Origin of the sequence: Ignatzschineria indica (assembly GCF_003121925.1) — a bacterium.
Lineage (GTDB): Bacteria > Pseudomonadota > Gammaproteobacteria > Cardiobacteriales > Wohlfahrtiimonadaceae > Ignatzschineria > Ignatzschineria indica.
The window spans coordinates 329,343-350,695 of sequence record NZ_QEWR01000004.1; the positions used below are offsets into that span (position 1 = coordinate 329,343).

The following is a 21,353-nucleotide window of genomic DNA, read 5'->3' on the forward strand; positions in this document are numbered from 1 at the left end:
TGATGATTTCTTTAGGAATACTTAGAAGTTATAAACTCCCAGGCATGAGCGATAGGTTAATTGCTATGACAGCTAAGGAGATTAATGGTGATGCTATTTTTTTTAATATTGAAGGTGTCGATTTTGATAAAAAGATTATAAAAGGTCTTCGTTTAAAAAATGGTATGTGGGTTGAGTCAGTCTCTCTCTTTCCTGATATTTTTTTTAATGATTTACCCCAAAGTAATGCGCTTTATCAGAAGTATCTGCAATTGGAAAGAGTGAGTAATCGACGATTGTTAATACATCATCGAACAATCGATAAGGCAGGGTGTAACTCCCTATTTAAAAATTATCCAGATATTATGCCTCATCTTGTACCGACCTTTAGTGTTGATAAAGTATCTCAGATAATTGCGCATCTCGAGCAGTATCGACGTATTGTTTTAAAGCCAAATAGTAGCCACAAAGGGTATGGAATTAAGTTTATTCGACAGTACGACGATACAAAGTACGAATTACTTCATGAGACAGGTAAAATAGAGCTATTAACAGTTACCGAGTTGAGCGCTACTTTAGAGAAATTACTCCCAGAAAAAAGATACCACATACAACCAGAAATTATCTCTCACCTAAAAGGTACTAATTTTCCATTTGTTATACGATCCTATATGGGGCGAGGCATAAATGGACAGTGGCACAATCTATTTAACTATGCCGCTATGGATTATCAAACGGGTGGTGTAGTGAATGTAAGCATTGGTAGCGCTTTACAGTTTTTCCCTAACTTTCTTGAGAGGCAATTTGAGCCAGAGGCGCGAGAAGTTTTTATAAAAAAACTTCGAGAATTAAGTTTCAAGATAGTAAAAGCTTATCAGGAAAACTTAGATGAAGAGATTGATGCTGTAGGTATTGATTATGTGATTGATCCTGATGGAAAACCGTATATGGTTGAAATTAACTATTATCCAGGTACACGACCTCATAATGATCTTTGTACCTATAATCAAGTCCGTTTTGCTGAATATCTTTGTCGGGAAGGTCTTAACATTATGAATAGGGATCTGTAATAAAGCAGATTTTATTTCGTATTTTAACTTGTTGTTTTTAAAGTAAATGTCAAAATAGATGAGTTGCAGAAGAATCATGTCGATTTTGTGATATTTTAGATTGCGGTGATTGAGTTACTTTTACTTCATTACGACTTGCTGATATATGTCGTTTTATAGGGAAGGGCTTTAGAAGAGCCGTTTTCTGATTTTAGAGTATTGTTTATTAAGTTTTTATTTGAGTTTTAGGGGTTATTTAATGAATTTTTATCAGAAGCAGCGCAGATGGGAAGTCATTCGTCCAGGAGTTGCCAACGTCTCACACTATATTTATCACGACATCAATCGAGAGGGTAATTATGATTTAAATGCAAAGCCCATGATGATTGTTGCTGTAAAAATGACTAGACCGGATGGTTCCTATAGAATTCGACGATCTAATATTAATGGGTTTGTAAACTTTATTAATACTATAGTCGATCAATCGAATTCAGAAGTCTATAATCAAATTGATGTGCGAGAGCCGGGAGAATACACCTTCGAGGTGCAAGTTCCCGATGGTTGGTATGTTACAAGTGGTAATGCAATTCAAAAAATAACCTATGTCGAAGCCCCAAATACACGACCAGGTATTATCTGTTTAGAAACACCAACGCCTGTAGGATTAGCCCAGAGAGTTATAGTAAGTGGTAAAGTTTTCAAGAGAGTAGGCGGAGATCTTGAGAAGGTAGTTGATCAAGAAGTGATAGTAAGAGCTATATTTGAAAATGGATTGAGCGAGAAAGTTGAATTAAAAGATGGTCGATATTCTTTTGATGTTGGTAATTATAAAGGGACAATGACGTTATTTTTTGAGTCTGATTTTGGTGAATGTGCTCGAATGATTGATGTTGGTATCTATCCTATCAACCTTTCAGCAACTATTTTAGGTGAAGCTAGTCGAGATTTACAAAAAAGTGATGTGACAGTTGTTGATTTTGAAGATATAACGGTAGCACCTATCCAGAAAGTTCCAAATGGCATTGCAGGCGTCAATTGGCATAACTTAATCGTTTGCGACAATAAGCTATATAACGGTGAAGGATATAATAATGGTTGTATTGATGGGAGTTATGTGGGTTACAATACTTCGGGATATCCGGTGACCATCGAGTTAGAAGAGGGGTTTGATTTTTATGGTGCTTACTTCTCTGTTGCTTGGCTCAGTAGCGCGGAGGGGGAAACATTATCTGTAGAGGTTTGGAGAGGGGATCAGCATGTTACAAAAGAAGAATTTACCCTATCAGCACTAGGACCTTTTTGGTTAGATGCTAAATGGGCTAATGTCACCAAAATCGTATTAAGTACAAAGCATTATTGGCAGTTTGTAGTTGATCATATCAAAATTGGTGTTTGATTGGACCATATCTAAAATGAAAAGATAGTAGTCGTTACCTAAGAGAGGAAAGAGTCGGTTTCAGTGTAAGGTGATTCCGGCTCTTTTTTATTTAACACTATTTTTATTAGTGGTTTTATCACCGTTTTATGAAAGAGAGGATCGATAGCGCTATGCACGATGGAAAATTGTGAAAGCATTAATGATCGGTTAGATTCTATTTATTAATAGAATGATCTACTCAAACAATAAAAGCACTTCTTATAGGAAGATAAGGGGGTAATTTGATCTGCCTAAAAGCTAAGCTTCTATTAGTTTTCGTTTCCTAACTATTAATTAAATAAAATCACACTAATACTTCACATGATTAACTATCAGCAAAATAATCATACTTGATTTACAAAGACGATTTTTCTAAAAACCACTTATATTTTCAAATATTGATTTGGAATAGGCGTTGCGATAATCTCCCTAAACGTGATAACGCTATCGATCATTTCTCATATTGAATGAGATTTATTAATATTGCAACTACTTGTTTTTCTTTTGGATTATTTTATAAAAAGAGGTGTCGACAAAATAGATATTAAAGAGAAGCTATCTATTTGAGCTATAAGGAATCCTTAAAAGGTTATTGAAAGTGATTAATGAAGAGGATTAATCCTATATATTTAAGAAATGTATAAAAAATGTATAAAAACGTATAAAAGATGCAAAAAAGATAAAAGGTTATAATAAATTATAAAATGATGGCGTTAAAGATAAGGTTTTGTTGTTGCTTGTAAATATCTAGAGAAAATGGTGAATAATAGTTATTGCTAGTAATCTTTAGGAATTTAGACAGAATCTTATATTGAAGAAAGAAGGGAGCGACTTATTGACACCATTCCTTTAAAATAGATCCTCAAGTAGAAATATCGCTTAATGGCGGCTTAAGAGTGACAAGGTATTGGTATCTATAAGTGTGTATCGTTAAAGTGATGACGATCACTATAGTTATAGTGGAGTTTCATAGTGGAGTTGACGTGAATGCTTTGGTGCTATTTGAGCTGTGGTTAAGGGGATAGATTATAGATTTCTTAGTGAAGAGCAATAAGAGGAGAGATTTGATGCAAACAGTGGTAGGAATTATAGGGATTACAGGCCGTATGGGGCAGGTATTGAGTGAAGAGATCACAAAGCGGGAAATGCTTAAGCTTGGTTCTTCCTATAGTAAGGAATTAGCAGAAAGCAGTACATTAGCTACGGTGTTTAAAGAGAATGATGTTGTGGTAGATTTCTCTAATGCTGCGCTTGTGCCGGAGATCATTACTGCCGCACTTAACGATCCGAAACCTCTAATTATCTGTACTACGGGATGGGATCAAACATTACTGATGCCTCAAATTGATCAATTGGCTCAAAAAGTCCCCGTTATCTTAGCAACTAATACCAGTATTGGGGCGGCAATACAGCGCTATATTGTTAAAGTTGTTGCTAAAGCGTTGGGTGAAGATTTTGATATTGATCTCCATGAGAGCCATCATCGCTTTAAAGTCGATAGTCCATCAGGAACAGCGACAACACTGCTTGAAGATATTGTATCAGCTAAAGCAGATGCATTTAATAAGCAATATAGCCCTTATCAAGTAGGTGATGGTGCACGAGAAGCAGATAAAATAGGAGTTTCTGTTACACGTGCCGGCTCGATCGTAGGAGAGCATGAGGTGACATTTACCAGTTTAGAGGAGCAGATCTCGATTAAACATACCGCATTTGATCGCGCGCTCTTTGCTAAAGGTGCCCTTAAATGTGTTGAGTGGTTAAGTCAGGGGCAAAAACCAGGACGTTACACGATTTTTGATGTTCTCAATCTTCATTAGATTTTAATCGTAGCGATCTCTCTTTAGTTAGCTATTGCCTTTAATTGCTAATACTTGTGAGAGAATAGTTGTGAGCGATATTTCTCTTTTTAAAGATGGATCTTAAGATTTCTTTAAGAAAAATAGAATAGAGTCTCCTTATACTATCTATATAGATATAGATATAGATATAGATATAGATATAGATATAGATACTAATGTATGGATTATATGTATAGATAGAAGTGCAATAGATCTTGATAATGGCTATCGAGGTCTCCATATATTGATATATTAACTAGATTAGCTAACTAAACTCGTTAATTAAGATTACTTCGATGAGCGCTAAGAATCTATACGACAGCCTTATCATTAAAATAATAGGTAATAGGAAGGATAAAGATGAGCCAACAACTCTATATAAATGGCAAACCCGCTTCTCTTTTACAGAGAATCTTAGCTGCTGTGATCGGTATCGGAGCGCTCATTGTCTTTGCTTTTTTTGGGCTCGCTGTTTTTGTGATCGGCTTAGGTGTGACTGCCGTGTTAGCGGTGATCTTTTTTTGGAAAACACGAAAAATTAGAAAGCAGGTGCGAGAAGGTATGGCGCGAATGCAGGAAGAGGGAAATGCTGATTTTTCTCAATTTTATGGTCAACAGCAACAGCGTCCTCAGAAAGAATCTAAAAAAGGTGAGCTCTATGAAGGGGAGTATAAAGAGTTATAACTTTTTGTAGAAGTTTATCAAAGATGATTAAAAATAATTGATTTCTCAGTATCTTTTTAGCGGGGATTAATGTATCATTTTTGCGGAATTATTATATTGCATTGATATATCGGATCTATTTTATTATGTAATGTTAATGGATTAATTAAGAGATTAATTAAGATTTTGAGTAATAAGTTGAATAATGGGTTAATGACTTGATTTAATAGGTTAATTTAATAAGGTTTGTTGATGATGTTAGATCGATGGTCTCTATTAGTTAAGATCTATTAATTAAGATATTCAATAGCTCGGAGTTAAGACTATTAAACGATTAACTGTAATATTGATAGAAGAAAAGGTATTGCACTATTAGTAATGATGCGATCTATGATCACCTACAGTCGATGAGTGAAGCTTATTGCACAATTAAAGTGCGAGTCTCAATTGAAAGCTTGAATGGTAAGCGAAAAACTGATTGACTGTGTAGCTATATAATTTTATGTGACTCTATTGAATGATCTTTTAAGGTCCTCAATTAATAGGAAGATGGATCGATAGCTAATCGATATCTATTATGAGAGTGGAGCCATATGGGGATTAATCGATAGGGTATTCTCTAACGTTGTATGTGTTGGATTAGACCGAGCTCACCTCAATTGTGAGCTAGGATGTGAAGAGGAAGATAGATGAAGAATCAAGAGTTTCGTGGTTTCACACCTTATGAGATTAAAGAAGGTGAAGAGTATATGAATGAGGCGCAACGTGAGCATTTTAAATTAATTTTAGAAGGCTGGCGCGAAGCATTAGTTCAAGAGGGTGAAAAGACCGTGAACAATATGCAAGATGAAGCCTTTAACCTTCCTGATCCTAATGATAGAGCAACACAAGAGGAAGGCTTCTCTTTAGAATTGCGTACTAGAGATCGTGAGCGTAAACTGCTTTCCAAAATTGAGAAGACCCTTCGTCGCCTCGGTTTAGATGATTATGGATATTGTGATATGTGTGGTGTTGAGATCGGTATTCGTCGTTTAGAAGCTAGACCAACGGCAGAACTCTGCATCGACTGTAAAGAGATTGAAGAGCAGAAAGAGAAAGCACGTATCAATTAGTTTTACACAAGATAACGAACGAAGAAGAGACCAGTCCTAAAGGGGCTGGTTTTTTTGTGGGCGTGTACTCTTGTGAAAAAGAGGATGATTATGAGGGTTGTCCTCTTGGTTTGTCTAAAAGGTATGCTTTTATTTCATAAAAGAGGGCAATGTTGCAATAAGAGCTACTGGGGAAAGATAATAATTTATGTCTAGATATTATCCATTCAGGTGGTGGCAATGAAGCTTCATTCATCTTAATTGATTGATAATCATAGGGTAAATTTTATTTTTTGGGATGCATTATCTGTTGATTACTAATTGAGCAATATTTTGTTTGACAGAAAAGAGAGAATTTTCTATTATACAACTCCTCAGACAGAAACAACAAAAATTGTCTGGGGCTATAGCTCAGTTGGTAGAGCGCTTGCATGGCATGCAAGAGGCCGTCGGTTCGATTCCGACTAGCTCCACCATAAAGTCCCTATCGTCTAGAGGCCTAGGACACTGCCCTTTCACGGCGGCAACCGGGGTTCGAATCCCCGTAGGGACGCCATATTTAAGAAGCCTGCATCATGTGATGCAGGCTTTTTTGTTTTGATCTTATCAATCGCTAAAGTAGGGCTATTTACCGGCACCCGTTTTCTGGAAGGTTGCGATAGTAAGATCCGGCAGCGTTTAGCCTCTTTGGTTCTGATGAATCGCACTTTAGATAATTTTTATCCTTGATACTTTTTTGCACATCTTTTTTCTAGATAATTGAAAAGAGTAGAAAATGGGGAAGCTCGCTATTTAACGAAGATCTCTCTTAAAAAGGGATGATTTATCTAAAGAAGTTATCCACAAAACGTGATAATATATTGAGTCCTAATCGCTTGAGAGGATATCGCCCCTTATGTCTCCCCGTACGATCTATTTTATCTTAGGCCTACTGCCCTTAGCGGCGATCGCTTATGCTAAGTTTTATCTCGAAGATATTCAGTTATTAGAGCCATGCCCGTACTGCATGCTACAACGGGGAATATTGCTTCTCTTTACAGCACTCTTTTGGTTGAGTGGGCTCTTTGTGCAGCGAGGCTCGCGCTTTATCGCCTCCCTCTCTTCACTTCTTTTTGTTATTGTGGGTGCTCTGGGGCTCTTGATTGCCGGCAAACATATCTATCTTCAACTCAATCCCGTCGATACATTAGGCTGCACCCAAACAACTTTGGCGATTACGGAAGTTTTTGATTATCAAATTGTGAAAGATCTTCTCTTAACGGGGGGAGATTGTAGTACTATCGATTGGACTTTCTTAGGTTTAACCATTCCGATGTGGACGGCGGTTCTTTTTCTTCTATTGACGATAATTGGGTTATTGATGAATCGTTATATGCGTCACAATGTTGTACGACGACCCTACTATTAACATTTATCAGTGATCGCCACTACTATTGGTGGCGCTATGGGGATATGAATGCAATTGGTCGTATCATTAAGTTATTAGGGCAGAGGTTTAGTAAGGATTATCACTATGCAGAACAGAGTGCAGAACAACATTATTAATCTTGAGGATATCAACCTCAGTTTTGGATCGAGAGAGATCTTTAAAAATCTCTCATTAGCGATTCCAGAAGGAAAGATTACCGCAATCTTAGGGCCATCTGGCTCCGGAAAGACAACTTTGCTTCGCCTTTTAAGTGGTCAGATCCTGCCTAATTCTGGCAAAGTCACTTTGATGGGGGAGAATGTAGGTACAATCTCAGAGCGGAATCTCTATAAGATTAGAACCAAAATGGGGGTTCTCTTCCAATCAGGTGCGCTCTTCACCGATATGACGGTTTTTGACAATGTCGCTTTCGCCTTGAGAGAACATACTAAACTTGATGAGTCGATGATCAATACCTTGGTGCTCTTAAAGCTCCAATCGGTCGGATTGCGTGCGTTAAAGGATTCTTTTCCAGGGCAACTTTCCGGAGGGCAGGCGCGTAGAGCAGCTTTAGCACGGGCTATAGCGCTCGATCCGGCACTACTTCTTTATGACGAGCCCTTTGCTGGACAAGATCCCATCTCGATGGGGGTTTTGATTCGTCTTATTAAGAATCTTAATGATGCCTTAAAAATTACAAGTGTTGTGATCTCGCATGATGTTGAGGAAGTTCTCTCTATTGCAGATCATGCCTGTATTTTAGGGGAGGGGCGAATTATCGCTTATGGTTCGCCGGAAGAGATTCGCCATCATCAAGATCCTTGGGTCAAACAATTTATTAATGGAGAGTCAGATGGACCTGTTCCTTTCCATATCCCCACAAAACCGTTAGAGGAGGTTCTATTTTGAGTAATATTATCACCATGACTGGAGAGAAGAGTCGGGGATTAGTTAAGAATCTCGGTGAAGCGACGCTTCTACTTGTCAATATTTTAATGAACTCTTGGTATCTCTTTAAGAAGCCACGTCTCTTTGTTCGACAGGTCTATCAGTTAGGGATTCTCTCTCTTCCTATTATTCTCTTATCGGGGCTCTTTGTGGGAATGGTGCTCTGTTTCCAAGCCTTTGTAAACTTGATCAACTTTGGTGCGGAAGCTTCTGTTGGAACCATTGTGGCATTAGCGCTCTTTCGTGAGTTAAGCTCTGTTTTAACGGCGCTCCTCTATACAGGAAGAGCAAGCTCCTCATTGACCGCAGAGATTGGCTTAATGCGAGCTACAGAGCAGTGGGCAAGTTATGAATTAATGGCGATCAATCCCGTGCAATATATCTTAACGCCCCGTTTCTGGGCCGGCGTTATTGCGGTACCTATCCTCGCGCTTCTCTTTAGTACGATCGGTATTATTGGTGGATATGGTGTTGCGACCATCTCTTTAGGGGTAGATGGGGGTGCTTATTGGTCCCAAATGAAGTCAGGTGTCGATTTTGGTGTCGATATCGGGCTTGGGGTGGTTTTAAAAAGTTTTGTTTTCGGTATAATATCGAACCTCGTTGCGCTTTATATCGGATTAAAAGGGAGAGCAACCGCTAGCGGAATTGCTCGGTCGACGACCGATACAGTGGTTATTTCGTCACTATTGATCTTAGTGGCTGATTTCCTCTTAACAGCGATGATCTTTGGAGTATAGCGATTATTGATCTTCTATAGGGTGATGCTCTATAGCATTTTATGATTGCAATACACGCAACTTAAGATCAATTCCTTTTGCCGATTTTTAGAATTTAGAGTCTTACATATGATGAAATTTAGTTGGAAAAATTGCTTAGAAATTCTTGCGCTACAGATGTCGGAGGAAGAGTATAGCATGTGGATTTCACCACTTGAGGTGGTCTTCAAAGATGACCATGTCATGGTGCTTGCTGCAAATGAAATTGTACTTCGTGGTGTTCAAACTAAATTCAAGACATTATTAGAAAATGCCATTGTTGATGAGAGTGGTTTTGATATTGAGATTCGTTACGGATTAGGGACCGAATCTGAATATGAAGATCACCAAGTGAAGAAGCAGAGTAAACGAACAACTCGCCGTACAGGACGAGCGCGCAATGTTACAAAGGATTCTATTCGTGAGCAATCGATAGAGACGAGTAACCTCAACCCTGATTTCAGTTTTGATAACTTTGTGGAAGGGAAGTCGAACCAATTTGCATTAGCAGCGTGTGCGCAGGTCTCAAAAAACCCAGGTACCTCCCATAATCCGCTCTTTATCTACGGAAATACAGGATTAGGAAAAACCCACTTGATGCATGCTGTGGGGAATGCGATTAAGGAGCAATATCCTGATGCGCGTCTGATCTATCAACATTGTGATGGATTTATTGAAGATATTGTTCGAAGCATGCGTAATAATACGATCAATGAGTTGCGCCATTTTTATCGAACGCTCGATGCACTTTTGATCGATGATATTCAACTCCTCTCAGGTAAAGGGGGCTCGCAAGAGGTCTTCTTCCATACCTTTAATACTTTGCTCGATGGCGGACATCAAGTCATTTTGACCTGTGACCGTTATCCGAAAGAGTTAGAAGCGATGGAAGAGCGTCTTAAATCGCGATTTGCTTCCGGCTTAACGGTTGATATTAAGCCCCCTGATTTTGAGCATCGAGTGGCGATCTTAGAGCAGAAAGCGGAAGCGTGGGGTGTTGATCTCCCTAAAGATACAAAATTCTTTATTGGTGAGACGGTTCGGGCAAACGTTCGTGAGTTAGAAGGGGCTTTAAAGCAGGTTAATGCGATGGCCTCTTTTAAAGGAATGCCATTAACTTTAGAGATTGCTCAAGAAGCTCTTCGACATTTAGTGGAGATTCAAGATCGTCAGATCACATTGGCCAATATTCAGCGAACAGTTGCTAGTTATTTCGATCTTGAACTCTCTGAAATTTTAGGAAAGAGTCGAAAGGCGAATATCGTCAAGCCACGTCAATTAGCGATGTATATCTCGCGAGAGTTAACAGAGCATAGTTTGCCGGAGATTGGGCGTGAGTTTATGCGCGATCACTCCACGGTGATGCATGCTTATGATAAGATTTCCGAAGAGTTAGAGACCAATATTCGTTTAAAGCGTGATTTTGATGCAATTAAAGCCTCTTTATTAGTATAGAGGCGTAGATAAGAGCGTTTATAAGAGTTTCTGATCGATCGATGAGGCCGTGAGTATCGCTCGATCGTAAAAGAGAATATATCTGAGCTTACAGTGAGTTAATTCATTGTAAGCTTTTTTGTTTTGGTGATGGAGATTAGAAATAGGCCGAACGCTGCCGGATTTTACTATCGCGCTCTTCCAGAAAGTGCATGCCGGCAGAAGGCGATTTTCAATCGCCAGTAATGAAAGCTTTAAGTAATGATGATAACTTTATGATGATAACCTTCTCGGCACTGAAAGTGCCAATCCGCGGGCATGCGATGGTTGAAAGAACGAAATAGTTGCTCCCGCCGTTCAACGACTCTTCTTAAGAATCATAAGAATGGTTGATTGAAATTAATAGAAACAAAGAGGGCTGTTGAATTGCCGGATCTTACTAGCGTGTTAGAAAATATTCTTGAGCCACTCAATTTTATAAGGCTCTTCACCGACGATGGTGATAAGATCGATTCTTAAAGGGAGATCGGTCGGATATTGTTGTAGATAGGTCTCAATGGTAAGACGCATGCGCTCCTGTTTTTGTGGGGTAATGGCATCGGCAGCGGTGGCGAAGTACTCATTCCGGCGATACTTTACCTCAATAAAGAGGAGACACTTTTCTTGAGGATGATCTGCTGCTTCTAAGGCAATAATATCGATCTCCCCATAACGCGAATGGAAGTTCTGTTTGATAATTTCACAATCTCGCTTGAGAAGGTAGTTTTGAGCGATCTTTTCACCCTTGTTTCCCTGTATTTTGCTGTTCGTCATTTTAAGCATCTCTTGATATACTGACCTTTTTCGAGATAGATAAAGAGTGAATTGATGTCAACTTGTTACGTTGTTGCAACCCCGATCGGAAATCTTCAAGATATGACGCCAAGAGCGGTGGAAACCTTGAAGAGTGTCAAGGCAATTTTTGCAGAAGATACGCGTGTATCGGCAAAATTATTGCTTCATTTTGGCATTAATGTTCCACTGATCTCTCTCCATGAACATAATGAGATGAGTCGATTAGAGAAGATTACTGACTATCTCTCCGCCGGTGATTCAGTGGCGATCATCTCAGATGCCGGCACCCCTTTGATCTCCGATCCCGGTTTTACTGTAGTACAACATCTACGAAAAGAGGGATTTCTAGTCGTTCCTATCCCGGGAGTGAGTGCGATAATTACGGCGCTCTCTGTTGCCGGTATTCCAACCGATCGTTTTACCTTTATCGGTTTTCTCCCCTCTAAGAAAGGGCAGAGACAATCAGAATTAGCGCAACTTGCGAAAGCGGCAGAGACTTTAATCTTTTATGAGTCAAGCCATCGAATTTTAGCGATGTTGGCAGATCTTGTGGCGACCTTTGGCGCAGAGCGAAAGATCTTTGTTGGGCGAGAGATGACAAAACGCTTTGAAGATTATCGCTATGGTACGGCAGAGTCGCTCTATCACCATTATGAGCACCATAGCAGTGAGATCCGTGGGGAGTTTGTTGTGGTGACGACCGGTGAAAAGCAAGTCACTGAAGCAGGAGATCTCTCTTATAAGCTTCTCCTTGAAACATTAATGGCAGAGAAGCTCCCTTTAAAACAGATCTCCACCATATTACACAAAGTGACGGGAAGAGCTAAAAATGAGCTCTATCAAGAATTATTAGCATTGAAAGATGAGGAGTCATCATCATGAGTGAAAATGTGAAAGAGCAGGTCGCAGCAGATGCGATTTCAACTTCTCAAGCTGAAAGGGAAGAGAAGGCGCTCCATAAATTTAGTCGATATGATTGGATCTTAGGATCAAAACTAGCCGGACTCTTTTCGATTCGGATGTTAGGGATCTTTATTATTCTACCGATCTACTCCTTCTATACTAAAGAGCTTTCAGGAACAACCCCACTTCTTGCCGGGCTCTTTATTAGTAGTTACGCCTTAACACAGATTATTCTACAACCGCTCTTCGGTACCGTATCTGATTATTTTGGGCGGAAGATGACGATCACAATTGGGATGGCACTCTTTGTGATAGGAAGCTTGATGATTGCCTTTACCGATTCGATCTATATGGCGATCTGGGGGCGCGTTGTTCAGGGTTCTGGCGCCGTCTCGGCAGTTGTACTAGCCTTTACAAGTGATGTGGTAAGAGAGGAGATCCGCGGTAAAACGATGGCGCTGATCGGTGTTAGTATCGGCTTTACCTTTGGTCTTGCGATCTTTATCTCCCCCATCATTTATGGTTTTTTTGGAGGAATGGGCGTCTTTCTTCTCTGTGCGATTTTGGGGGTGATTGCGATCTACGTTACATTAGCGCAATTGCCGGCAAGTGAGCAGCATAAGGAGAATCGGGAAAATCCCAAAGCATTGATGGAATCGATTAAAGAAGCATGGTCTGATGGTGATATTAATCGACTCTATCTCGGTGGCTTTATGCTTCATCTTATCTTAACGCTTGGGTTTACCATCTTTCCTTGGTTACTCGAAGGGGAAGGTTTCCTGCCACAAGATTCATGGAAGATCTATCTGCCAAGCTTTCTGATCGCTATTATATTGATCTTTCCCGGCGTAGGTGTTGCCGAGCGCTTTCGTCAATTTAGATTATTCTTCTTAATCTCGATTGCGGCGCTGATTATTGCGCTGATTGCTTTAGCTTTTGTCTCTGGATATGGTAACTATCTCTTCTTTATGACCCTCTTTTTCTGGGGATTTAATATGATGGAAGCGATGCAACCCTCCTTGATGAGCCGCTTAGCACCCACGCAAAATCGTGGAATGGTGATGGGATTCTTCTCATCGAGCCAATTTTTAGGTGCTTCTGTCGGCGGGATTTTAGCAAGTGTAATCTTTGGCTACTTTACAGCCTTACCGGTATTGATTGTGGGAGCTGTGCTTCTGGCGCTCTGGTTCATTATTGCTATTCCGATGCGCAATCCACAAAAGCGGAGCGAAAAGGGAGAAGATGAGGCATCTCATGAGAAAGAGGATGAGATACCGGTGGCATAAAATATAAAATGAATTGACCTCTTTTTACTTAGAGGACGATTTTAGATACGGTTTTGCTCGCTGATGCGGTACAATATCTCCCTATGAGAAGTGTATCGATCAGCGATTTTTATTGGGGATGTGATCTATTGGAAGAAGGTCTATAGAATTTCAGTAGATCATAATCAGCCTTGATAAGGCACTCCGATAATAATCTTCAATAAAAATTTCGATAAAAGTTTCGATAAAAGCTTCGATAAAAGCTTCGAACGTTTTACCCTATTTGTGGCGCTCACTTTAGTGAGTGGCCCTTATTCTTTAACAATTAAGAGATATTCATGAGTTCATTTACCCAAGTTGCAAAACAGGTTGCGATTGATTCAGGTCGTGGCATTCGTTCAATTTATTATCGTTTAGATCGTTTAAGCCCAGAGCAGCGTGCAGATGATCAACTTTTCCAACAATTTTATGAAAAGATTGAAGGAGATATGATCGAAGCACTCTTAAAGCTCTATCCCGATCATACCTTTTATGCGAACTACCATTCCGGCTTAAGTAATAGCCCCCGTTTTACTTGGTATGTGGGTTTAAGTGGTGCAGAAAACTTCCGTCTTATGACCCCTCACTTCTCCATTACTGTCGCTTTAGAGATGGATGGAGAGCTGCAATCTGCCGTGATCTATGATCCAATTGCCGATAAAATTGTCGCAGAAGCATCAAAAGGCTTAGGTGTTCTCTCAGAAGATGAAGAGCAGCGTATTCGCTTAGGTAAGAGTGATGGTAAGATTGAAAATGCTTTTCTCTTGACGGCATTGACAACGAAAGAGGATGATCTAGAGCGTTTTGGGCAGATGCAATTTAAGTGTAAGGCGCAACGTATTTTAGGTGACTTTGCAAAAGATAGCGCTTTAGTGATTAAAGGGCATTATTCAGCTTACTACGCCCCCACTTTCGATCTTTGTACTTTGAAAGCAGTTCAATTGATTGCCGGTGAAGCAGGATTATTAGTGACCGATTATCAAGGTGGTGAAAAGGTTGAGCAGAGTGGTCATGTTGTGGTAACTCATCCAAAGCTTCTTAAAGAGTTATTGCAATCATTGCGTCTCTAATCTTAATGGGTATCTCAATGGTTGTCTGAATCGTACTTCATACAACTCGTTGAGCGAGAGCCGGCATCATTGATGTCGGTTTTTTTATTATCGAATACCATCCGCCTGAAACCTCCCACGTTTTAAAATCATTTTTTCAAAGAAGTAGGATTGTGATAGATTATTGATTCTATTTGAGAGATTCTCTCCATCTTCTTATTACCATAATGCTTAAGGGGCTTAGGAAGGATAGATGCTAAAAAGATTAAGCTTACAACTCTATTTTTTACTCATTATCGCCATGCTTTTGTGTGGGCGAGCGATGGCGCGTGGTGAAGATCATGGATTACGCTTTAAGAGTGAGCGTTATCAGGGGCATCGTTATATCGCTGTTGAGATCGATCTCAATCAGGCAGATTTGACCCATCATATGGTCAATCCTAAGACAGGAAAGAATTACGTAACCTTCGGTGCTCTAAGACAGCTACTCCGAACAAAAGGGGAGGCGCTACTCTTTGCCATTAACTCCGGCATCTATACGAAAGAGTATAAGCCCTTAGGGCTCCACATTGAGGATGGTACGGTCCTCTCCCCCCTTAATTTGGTCACCTCCAATCGCGGGCAGGGGAATTTTTCTCTACTTCCTAATGGGGTCTTCTTCTTAACAGAGCGTAATCGTGCAGAGATTCTCGATACGGATCGCTTTCATCAACGTTTTAAGGGCGATTATCAGGGAATTAAGGCGGCAGTACAGTCAGGACCGATGTTGATTATCAATGGTGAATTTAACCCCTACTTCTTTCCGGAGTCGGATAGTTATCGTATTCGTAGTGGTGTCTGTGCGCAAGATCAGGGAAGAAGAGTCACTTTTGTTGTGACGGAAGATAATGTTAACTTTTATGAGTTTGCTCGCTTCTTTAAAGAGGAGCTCCATTGTCAAAATGCCCTCTATCTCGATGGGACTTTAGCACGTATCTACTTTAATGGTCGTACCTATGGCGCTTCTTTCTGGCAATCAAAGCCGTTGGTGGGAATCTGGTCGGTGATTCGGCCATCATAATGGGCAAGTTGTGGACGAGTAGAGAGTAAGTAGTGGAGGTGGGTATTGTGCGACTGTGCGACTCACCATGCTCTATGAGTGCGCCTCCTTTTCAAGAGAATAGGCAATGGGATGAATTGGTAGAGTGATCGTGATGGAGAGGCCATTGTCATTGATCGCTTCTACCTTTCCATGATGTGATTCAACTAAGCGAGAGACAATCGCTAAACCTAATCCTGAGCCCCCATAATCCTCAAAATCAGTCGGGCGCTCTCCACGATAGAAGGGCTCGAAAATCTGTGGAAGATCCTTCTCTAAGACGCCCGGCCCATCATCATGGACATTGATAATAAAGTAACGCTCTGTTGAAGACATTGAGACTTCAATTTTGCTTTTAGCATAATGGATCGCATTACGGATAATATTCTCAATACCGCTACCAATTAACTCCATATTGGCGGTGATAATAAGATCGGGAATTTTATTAAAGGTTAAGGTTTTTTCTCTCTCTTCTGCTTCAAATGCAGCATCTTCAAGTAGTGGCCACAAGAAATCTTGGAGTGAAATCTCTCGAAAGGCATCTGGAGTGGAGATCATCTGTTTCGAGAGGGAGAGTAGCGATTGAATTCGCTCTTCTAATAATCGTAAATTGACATTGATTCTCTCCACCTCTTCATCAATCTCCGGAATATTTTTAAGGCGAATCAGACTATTGGCTAACTGAATACGGGTAATAGGGGTACGCATCTCATGAGAGAGATTGGCAAAGAGGCGTGTCCGCTCACTTTGTGCCTGATTGAGTGTATTGACCATCTGATTAAACTGTTTTGCCAGTTGTCGATACTCCGTGGGGCCTTGCATCTCTAAGTAGCGATCTTCTCGCCAATCCCCTTTTCCGACTCGAATGACCGCTTGAATCAATTTTTTCATCGGAATTGTTAAGGACCAACTCAAAAGTGCAGCAAAAGGGAAGCTGATAATTAACATTAAGGTCAGGAGGAGAAGGGGCGCATCATAGATGCGGGAGAGATAGTAAGATTGGGGGAGTGCATCGATAAGAAGATAGTAGGCATTACTATCCTTAGGAAAGTAAAAGGGCCCTACAATTTCAAAATCGGTAATCTCTTGTTGGTAGACTGTTGTACTCGATAAGGTGCTGACAATAAAGCGCATCATCTCCTCATTATCGATACGGCGGAGGGTATTGTAGCGTTCGGCAGTATTTTCAGGGATTACAATCAGGCGGGAACCTTCATCATCATCGAGATAACGGTTGCTCGGGATATTATGCAACATATAGACGATTTTAGTGGTATAGAAGGTATATTCACTCTGTGGCGTTGGGAGCACTCTTCGTTGATCAAATTGGGGAAGATAGATTGTCAATGAGATCATCAATACCATGCTGACCCAGATCGTAATAAAGACCCGGATGCTTAAGTGATTCAATATTTTAAATGTTTGAAATATTTTCAGGTATTTTCTCATGATAAAGCATACCGTTGCTAGAGTGATCTACTATCGTTTTGAATAGATAAATCCCCAACAGCAGATCGTTGGGGATTATGATTGTGATGGTGTGTTGACCAACCTTCCTAGGATGAATCTACTCTAAGAAGAGATATCCCTGACCATGAACTGTTTTAAACCAAGGAAGGCCATCATCTCTTTTGGGTAACTTTTTCCGAATATTACTCAAATGCATATCGATCACTCGATCGAAAGATTGATGACGTTTACCCAATACATTACGGCTCAACTCTTCACGGCTGACCGTCTCTCCTTTATGTTGAATCATATAGTAGAGAACTGAAAACTCTGTCGTTGTTAGATTGATAGGATGTTCTCGATAGGTTGCTCTAAATTGCGCGGAGTTGAGCATCAAGCCATGTACTTCAAGCGTGGTTGCATCATTATACCCAGGCCCTTCGATATTCTCTGCAATTTTGCTCTGTAGCCTCAATCGAGCACGAATGCGCGCAATTAATTCACGATCATCAAAGGGTTTAGCGACATAATCATCAGCCCCTAATTCAAGGCCAAGAACACGATCGAAGCTATCTCCTTTTGCTGAGAGGATAATCACCGGCAATGTTGGATGCTCTTTACGAATCTCTTTTAAGGTATCCCATCCATTCTTCTCCGGCATCATCACATCTAGGATGATAATATCTGGCGTCGCATATTCTAAGTATTCTAAGCACTCAACACCATCTTTCTTTACGATTGTTTCAAATCCTTCATACTCTAAGATTTTTGGCACAAGCGCCTGAAGTTCTGTGTCATCATCAACAAATAAAACTTTAGCTTGGGCTGTCATTACTTTTTATTCCATCCTCTATTATCAATATTAAAGACCTAGAATGTATAAAAATATTAAAACTTAATAGATCTAAATTTATTTAATTAAAACTAACAAAGTGCCTAATACATTATAAAATATTATAAATTAACTCTTGGTAAATTATAAGTATTATTATGCTTCCCTACTCATTGAGTATCGGGCTTAAAGATAAGGGTCTTTCAATAAAGTGATCATAAAGAGACCTGCAATTATCCTGATCATAAAAGAAAGTATGACATTGTAATCTTGGGTCATTATTGCTAATAGATTGAGGAAGTTAACATCATTAGATTTTTTTATAAAATGATTAACTAACCCCGAAATACCCGATATTGACAAGATTGAATATTCTCTTTTATGAACAGATACTTTATGAAAAGAGTGACCTTAAGAGATTAATTTTAATAAAAAATATGAAAATGTTCCGTCTATAATTGTAATAACTCTATATAGTATAATTTAAAATGTAAAGATTATTGAATTTAAAGGGAAAATTTAAAATATTATGTGAGGTTAGTTTCCGGATTTCGCTAATAGATCTCTCGATTCTTACTGAAATTGAAAAAGTAGGGCAATGAGAATAAATATTTAGGAGGATAATTTACCCATAATTATTTTTATTTTATATTGTAATTTATTAAATATTGTGTGTCGGGATATTATCGTATCAGCTATTAATGGCTGCCGGATCTACATTGCGCTGATTTCTACTCTCAAGAGAGTCATAGGGAAGGGATTCTAATTGACTGATTAATTTTTTTAATAGAGCCCTTTCCCGCTCCTATTAAAGCTGGAACTTGCTTTAATGTTTCCAGAAGCTAGGTGTTACTAAAACAAAGAGGGTAAAGATCTCTAAGCGACCAAGAATCATGGTAAACATTAGGGTTGAGAGCGCGCCATCGGGTAAGCCACCATAGGTACTTGAAACTGCACCTAAGCCCGGGCCGGTAATATTAAGGCATGCCGCTACTGCCGAGAAAGCATCGAGTGGTGAGAGTCCAAAAGCGGTCATAACCAGGGTTAAAATTGCCGTAGAGAAGGCATAGATCCCTAAAAAAGCCCAAACGCTGCCGAGAATATCATTATGAACGACCCGCTTATTGAGGCGAATCGGAAACTTCCCATGTGGATGGATCAGAAGCTTAATTTCCCGCATTGCTTGCTTGGTTAAGAGAATGACGCGAATCACCTTCATCCCGCCAGCAGTAGAGCCTGAACAGCCTCCAATAAAGCTGATAAAGACGATCAGAATAGGAAGGTAACTCGGCCAACTACTAAAGTCGGTAATCGTCAGCCCCGTGGTGGTAATCATAGAGATGACGGCGAAAGCCGCTTGGAGCACAATATCCTCAACGGTATCGAAGACTTCAAAGTGATAGAGGCCGATAGCGATGAGGGTAATGGCAATAAGGCAGATAAAGGCAAAGGCGCGTAGTTCGCTACTTTCGAGATAGAGGCGTAGCTTCTTCTGCCTAAAAGCTAAGAAGTGGGTTGTAAAGTTAATGGAGCTAATAAACATAAAGATGATTGCGGTCATATCGATAAACTTACTCTTAAAGTGACCTAAACTATCATCATAGTTCGAAAATCCAGCGGTTGCTACCGTGGTAAAACCGTGGGTAATCGCATCAAAGAGATCCATTCCGCCAATGTAGTAGACGATGATACAAGCGGCCAACAAAATAAGGTAGACTGACCAGAGATTACGTGCCGTCTGTGCAATACGCGGTGTTAAGTTATCCTCTTTAAAGGGGCCAGAGACTTCCACCTTGAAGAGCGCTAATCCCCCCATTCCTAGAAGAGGCATAATGGCAACAGCGAGAATAATGATCCCCATTCCGCCGAAGAAGTGGAGTTGCGTTCGATACCAGAGAATCGATTTGGGGAGATCTTGAATATGGGTTAAAACCGTAGCTCCTGTTGTGGTAAACCCAGAGGTCGCTTCAAAGAGGGCATGGGTGATGCGAAGATCCACTGCCGGAGAGATAATAAGGGGTAGCGCGCTAATACAGCTCAACGTCGTCCAGAAGAGGGAGACAATGAGAAATCCATCACGCGTTTTGAGCCTTGCCTCTGTCTTTCGGCAAGGAAGCCATAGCATCAAGCCAAGGGCAAAGGTGCTCAAGAAGGTGATAAAGAAATATTTTGCCTGCCCATCATGATAGATATAGGAGATAATGATTGGAATAAGATAGGTAAAGCTAAAGCTCGTTACCAAAATACCAATGATCTTTAAGACAGGTGTAATCTGATTGCGCATGGCGCCTCTACTCACAAAAAAATAGGATAAACAATGATAGGCGATAATTCTATCGATGCAATCCCAAGGGAATCATCTATATGATTTAACCACAAAAAGGGGATTATTGAAATAAGCGCTTATTTTACCGCTATTTGCCCTCTCTTGTCCTGCATTTTATCGTGGCAAGCCTTGCTTTTTACTGGTAAACAGTAGAAAATATGAGCGACTGCCATTTAAATAATATTGAATGGACAGGAGTATAATATCTTCTAAATATTATTTTTATTAAGGAACAAGTAATATGAAAAACTTAGCTAAAGTAGCAGCATTAGTAGTTGTTGGTGCAATCACTGTTGGTTGTGCATCACAAAACGTTGAAGCGAAAGCAGACGAAGCGTTAAAAACAGCAAACGAAGCGAAAAGCATCGCACTTGCAACACAAGCACAATTTGACAAATACTTCACAAAAACTCGTTTCAAATAATCGCTTAATTGCAGCTAAATATTAAAATTATTAATCAATTTTAATCATTTTAGTGAAATCGAGTTTAATATTGTAGGTAATTATTCGATGGTTATTGAACTATTCAATTAAGATATTCAACATCTGGTTAATCTCAATTAATCTATGTTAATCGATATTAAAATAGATTTAATAAAGAAATCATTCGCAAATATCTAATAAGAATATTTAATCAATAATCGTCAAGACCTTATAAAAACCCCGCTCTTTTTGGCGGGGTTTTCTATTTTTCTATTATATATACAATCAAAAGCCGATGAAGTGCCGGATCTCACTACCGCATTCTTCCAAAAAGTGCATGCCGGCATGGGGAGATCTTTCAATCACCGGTAATAACTATCACTGATATCTTGAAATATAAAGATTTATGCGGTATCGGAAAATACTATTGCATACTTCTAAAACTCATGTGCCGGGAATACCATTCACTCAAGTTGCGATAAGTTCTCGGCATCAAGGATGCCGCCCTGCGAGCATGCAGTCGTAATAAGAATGAAGTGGTGGTTCCCGCCTTTCAACAAACCTTC

Annotated in this window: 19 protein-coding genes and 2 tRNA genes; 17 read left to right on the plus strand and 4 right to left on the minus strand. The window is 39.8% G+C overall.

What is annotated here, in order from left to right:
* Nucleotides 1-2 precede the first annotated feature (2 nt).
* The 12 genes from DC082_RS08855 to DC082_RS11050 all read left to right on the plus strand — a co-directional run bounded on the left by DC082_RS08855 (nucleotide 3) and on the right by DC082_RS11050 (nucleotide 10,932).
* Nucleotides 3-1,049: a YheC/YheD family protein gene (locus tag DC082_RS08855; RefSeq protein WP_109236651.1), complete on the plus strand. Its 1,047-nt coding sequence runs from the start codon at nucleotides 3-5 to the stop codon at nucleotides 1,047-1,049.
* Nucleotides 1,050-1,287: 238 nt separating this feature from the next.
* Nucleotides 1,288-2,424 carry a hypothetical protein gene (locus DC082_RS08860; protein ID WP_109236652.1) on the plus strand — a complete coding sequence of 379 codons (1,137 nt, stop codon included), beginning with the start codon at nucleotides 1,288-1,290 and terminating at the stop codon, nucleotides 2,422-2,424.
* A gap of 1,088 nt (nucleotides 2,425-3,512) precedes the next feature.
* Nucleotides 3,513-4,265, plus strand: a complete 753-nt coding sequence (gene dapB, locus DC082_RS08865) for a 4-hydroxy-tetrahydrodipicolinate reductase (protein WP_109236653.1) — start codon at nucleotides 3,513-3,515, stop codon at nucleotides 4,263-4,265.
* 381 nt (nucleotides 4,266-4,646) lie between these two features.
* Nucleotides 4,647-4,970 (plus strand): aromatic acid exporter family protein, encoded by a 324-nt coding sequence (locus tag DC082_RS08875; protein ID WP_109236655.1) that lies wholly within the window; start codon nucleotides 4,647-4,649, stop codon nucleotides 4,968-4,970.
* A 668-nt stretch (nucleotides 4,971-5,638) separates the two neighbouring features.
* Nucleotides 5,639-6,061 carry an RNA polymerase-binding protein DksA gene (gene dksA, locus DC082_RS08880; RefSeq protein WP_109236656.1) on the plus strand — a complete coding sequence of 141 codons (423 nt, stop codon included), beginning with the start codon at nucleotides 5,639-5,641 and terminating at the stop codon, nucleotides 6,059-6,061.
* Between the two features lie 379 nt (nucleotides 6,062-6,440).
* A tRNA-Ala gene (locus tag DC082_RS08885) sits at nucleotides 6,441-6,516 on the plus strand.
* A 4-nt stretch (nucleotides 6,517-6,520) separates the two neighbouring features.
* Nucleotides 6,521-6,596 (plus strand) — tRNA-Glu (locus DC082_RS08890).
* Between the two features lie 339 nt (nucleotides 6,597-6,935).
* Nucleotides 6,936-7,448, plus strand: a complete 513-nt coding sequence (locus DC082_RS08895) for a disulfide bond formation protein B (protein WP_109236657.1) — start codon at nucleotides 6,936-6,938, stop codon at nucleotides 7,446-7,448.
* 105 nt (nucleotides 7,449-7,553) lie between these two features.
* The gene (locus tag DC082_RS08900; RefSeq protein WP_109236658.1) at nucleotides 7,554-8,357 is read left to right on the plus strand and encodes an ABC transporter ATP-binding protein; all 804 of its coding nucleotides are present in this window, start codon (nucleotides 7,554-7,556) and stop codon (nucleotides 8,355-8,357) included.
* Entirely contained in the window at nucleotides 8,354-9,136 is a 783-nt protein-coding gene (locus DC082_RS08905; RefSeq protein ID WP_275665822.1) for an MlaE family lipid ABC transporter permease subunit, read from the plus strand. Before DC082_RS08900 ends, DC082_RS08905 begins: the two co-directional genes overlap by 4 nt.
* 108 nt (nucleotides 9,137-9,244) lie before the next feature.
* A complete protein-coding gene (gene dnaA, locus DC082_RS08910; protein WP_229821701.1) occupies nucleotides 9,245-10,609 on the plus strand; it encodes a chromosomal replication initiator protein DnaA in 1,365 nt (454 codons plus the stop codon).
* 191 nt (nucleotides 10,610-10,800) lie between these two features.
* A complete protein-coding gene (locus tag DC082_RS11050) occupies nucleotides 10,801-10,932 on the plus strand; it encodes a hypothetical protein (protein WP_268245785.1) in 132 nt (43 codons plus the stop codon).
* A gap of 103 nt (nucleotides 10,933-11,035) precedes the next feature.
* Here DC082_RS11050 and DC082_RS08915 read toward each other — a convergent pair whose 3' ends face one another.
* The gene (locus tag DC082_RS08915; protein ID WP_157957445.1) at nucleotides 11,036-11,401 is read right to left on the minus strand and encodes a YraN family protein; all 366 of its coding nucleotides are present in this window, start codon (nucleotides 11,399-11,401) and stop codon (nucleotides 11,036-11,038) included.
* 54 nt (nucleotides 11,402-11,455) lie between these two features.
* On the opposite strand from DC082_RS08915, the gene rsmI reads away from it, so the two are divergent.
* The 4 genes from rsmI to DC082_RS08935 all read left to right on the plus strand — a co-directional run bounded on the left by rsmI (nucleotide 11,456) and on the right by DC082_RS08935 (nucleotide 15,738).
* Complete coding sequence (gene rsmI / locus DC082_RS08920; protein ID WP_109236659.1) at nucleotides 11,456-12,304, plus strand: 16S rRNA (cytidine(1402)-2'-O)-methyltransferase; 849 nt, start codon at nucleotides 11,456-11,458, stop codon at nucleotides 12,302-12,304.
* Nucleotides 12,301-13,611 carry an MFS transporter gene (locus DC082_RS08925; RefSeq protein ID WP_109236660.1) on the plus strand — a complete coding sequence of 437 codons (1,311 nt, stop codon included), beginning with the start codon at nucleotides 12,301-12,303 and terminating at the stop codon, nucleotides 13,609-13,611. Before rsmI ends, DC082_RS08925 begins: the two co-directional genes overlap by 4 nt.
* Nucleotides 13,612-13,928: 317 nt before the next feature.
* Nucleotides 13,929-14,699, plus strand: coding sequence for an inositol monophosphatase family protein (locus tag DC082_RS08930; RefSeq protein WP_109236661.1), 771 nt, complete (start codon nucleotides 13,929-13,931; stop codon nucleotides 14,697-14,699).
* Between the two features lie 232 nt (nucleotides 14,700-14,931).
* Nucleotides 14,932-15,738, plus strand: a complete 807-nt coding sequence (locus DC082_RS08935; RefSeq protein ID WP_109236662.1) for a phosphodiester glycosidase family protein — start codon at nucleotides 14,932-14,934, stop codon at nucleotides 15,736-15,738.
* 72 nt (nucleotides 15,739-15,810) lie between these two features.
* On the opposite strand, the gene DC082_RS08940 is transcribed toward DC082_RS08935, so the two are convergent.
* The 3 genes from DC082_RS08940 to DC082_RS08950 form a co-directional block, all read right to left on the minus strand.
* On the minus strand, nucleotides 15,811-17,121 hold the full coding sequence (locus tag DC082_RS08940; protein WP_189363340.1) for an ATP-binding protein: 1,311 nt from the start codon (nucleotides 17,119-17,121) through the stop codon (nucleotides 15,811-15,813).
* Nucleotides 17,122-17,323: 202 nt separating this feature from the next.
* Nucleotides 17,324-18,037: a response regulator gene (locus DC082_RS08945; RefSeq protein ID WP_109236664.1), complete on the minus strand. Its 714-nt coding sequence runs from the start codon at nucleotides 18,035-18,037 to the stop codon at nucleotides 17,324-17,326.
* An 826-nt stretch (nucleotides 18,038-18,863) separates the two neighbouring features.
* Entirely contained in the window at nucleotides 18,864-20,321 is a 1,458-nt protein-coding gene (locus DC082_RS08950) for a potassium transporter TrkG (RefSeq protein ID WP_094567402.1), read from the minus strand.
* 283 nt (nucleotides 20,322-20,604) lie between these two features.
* Between DC082_RS08950 and DC082_RS08955 the strand changes: the two genes are divergently transcribed.
* On the plus strand, nucleotides 20,605-20,787 hold the full coding sequence (locus DC082_RS08955) for a hypothetical protein (protein WP_094567401.1): 183 nt from the start codon (nucleotides 20,605-20,607) through the stop codon (nucleotides 20,785-20,787).
* Nucleotides 20,788-21,353 lie beyond the last annotated feature (566 nt).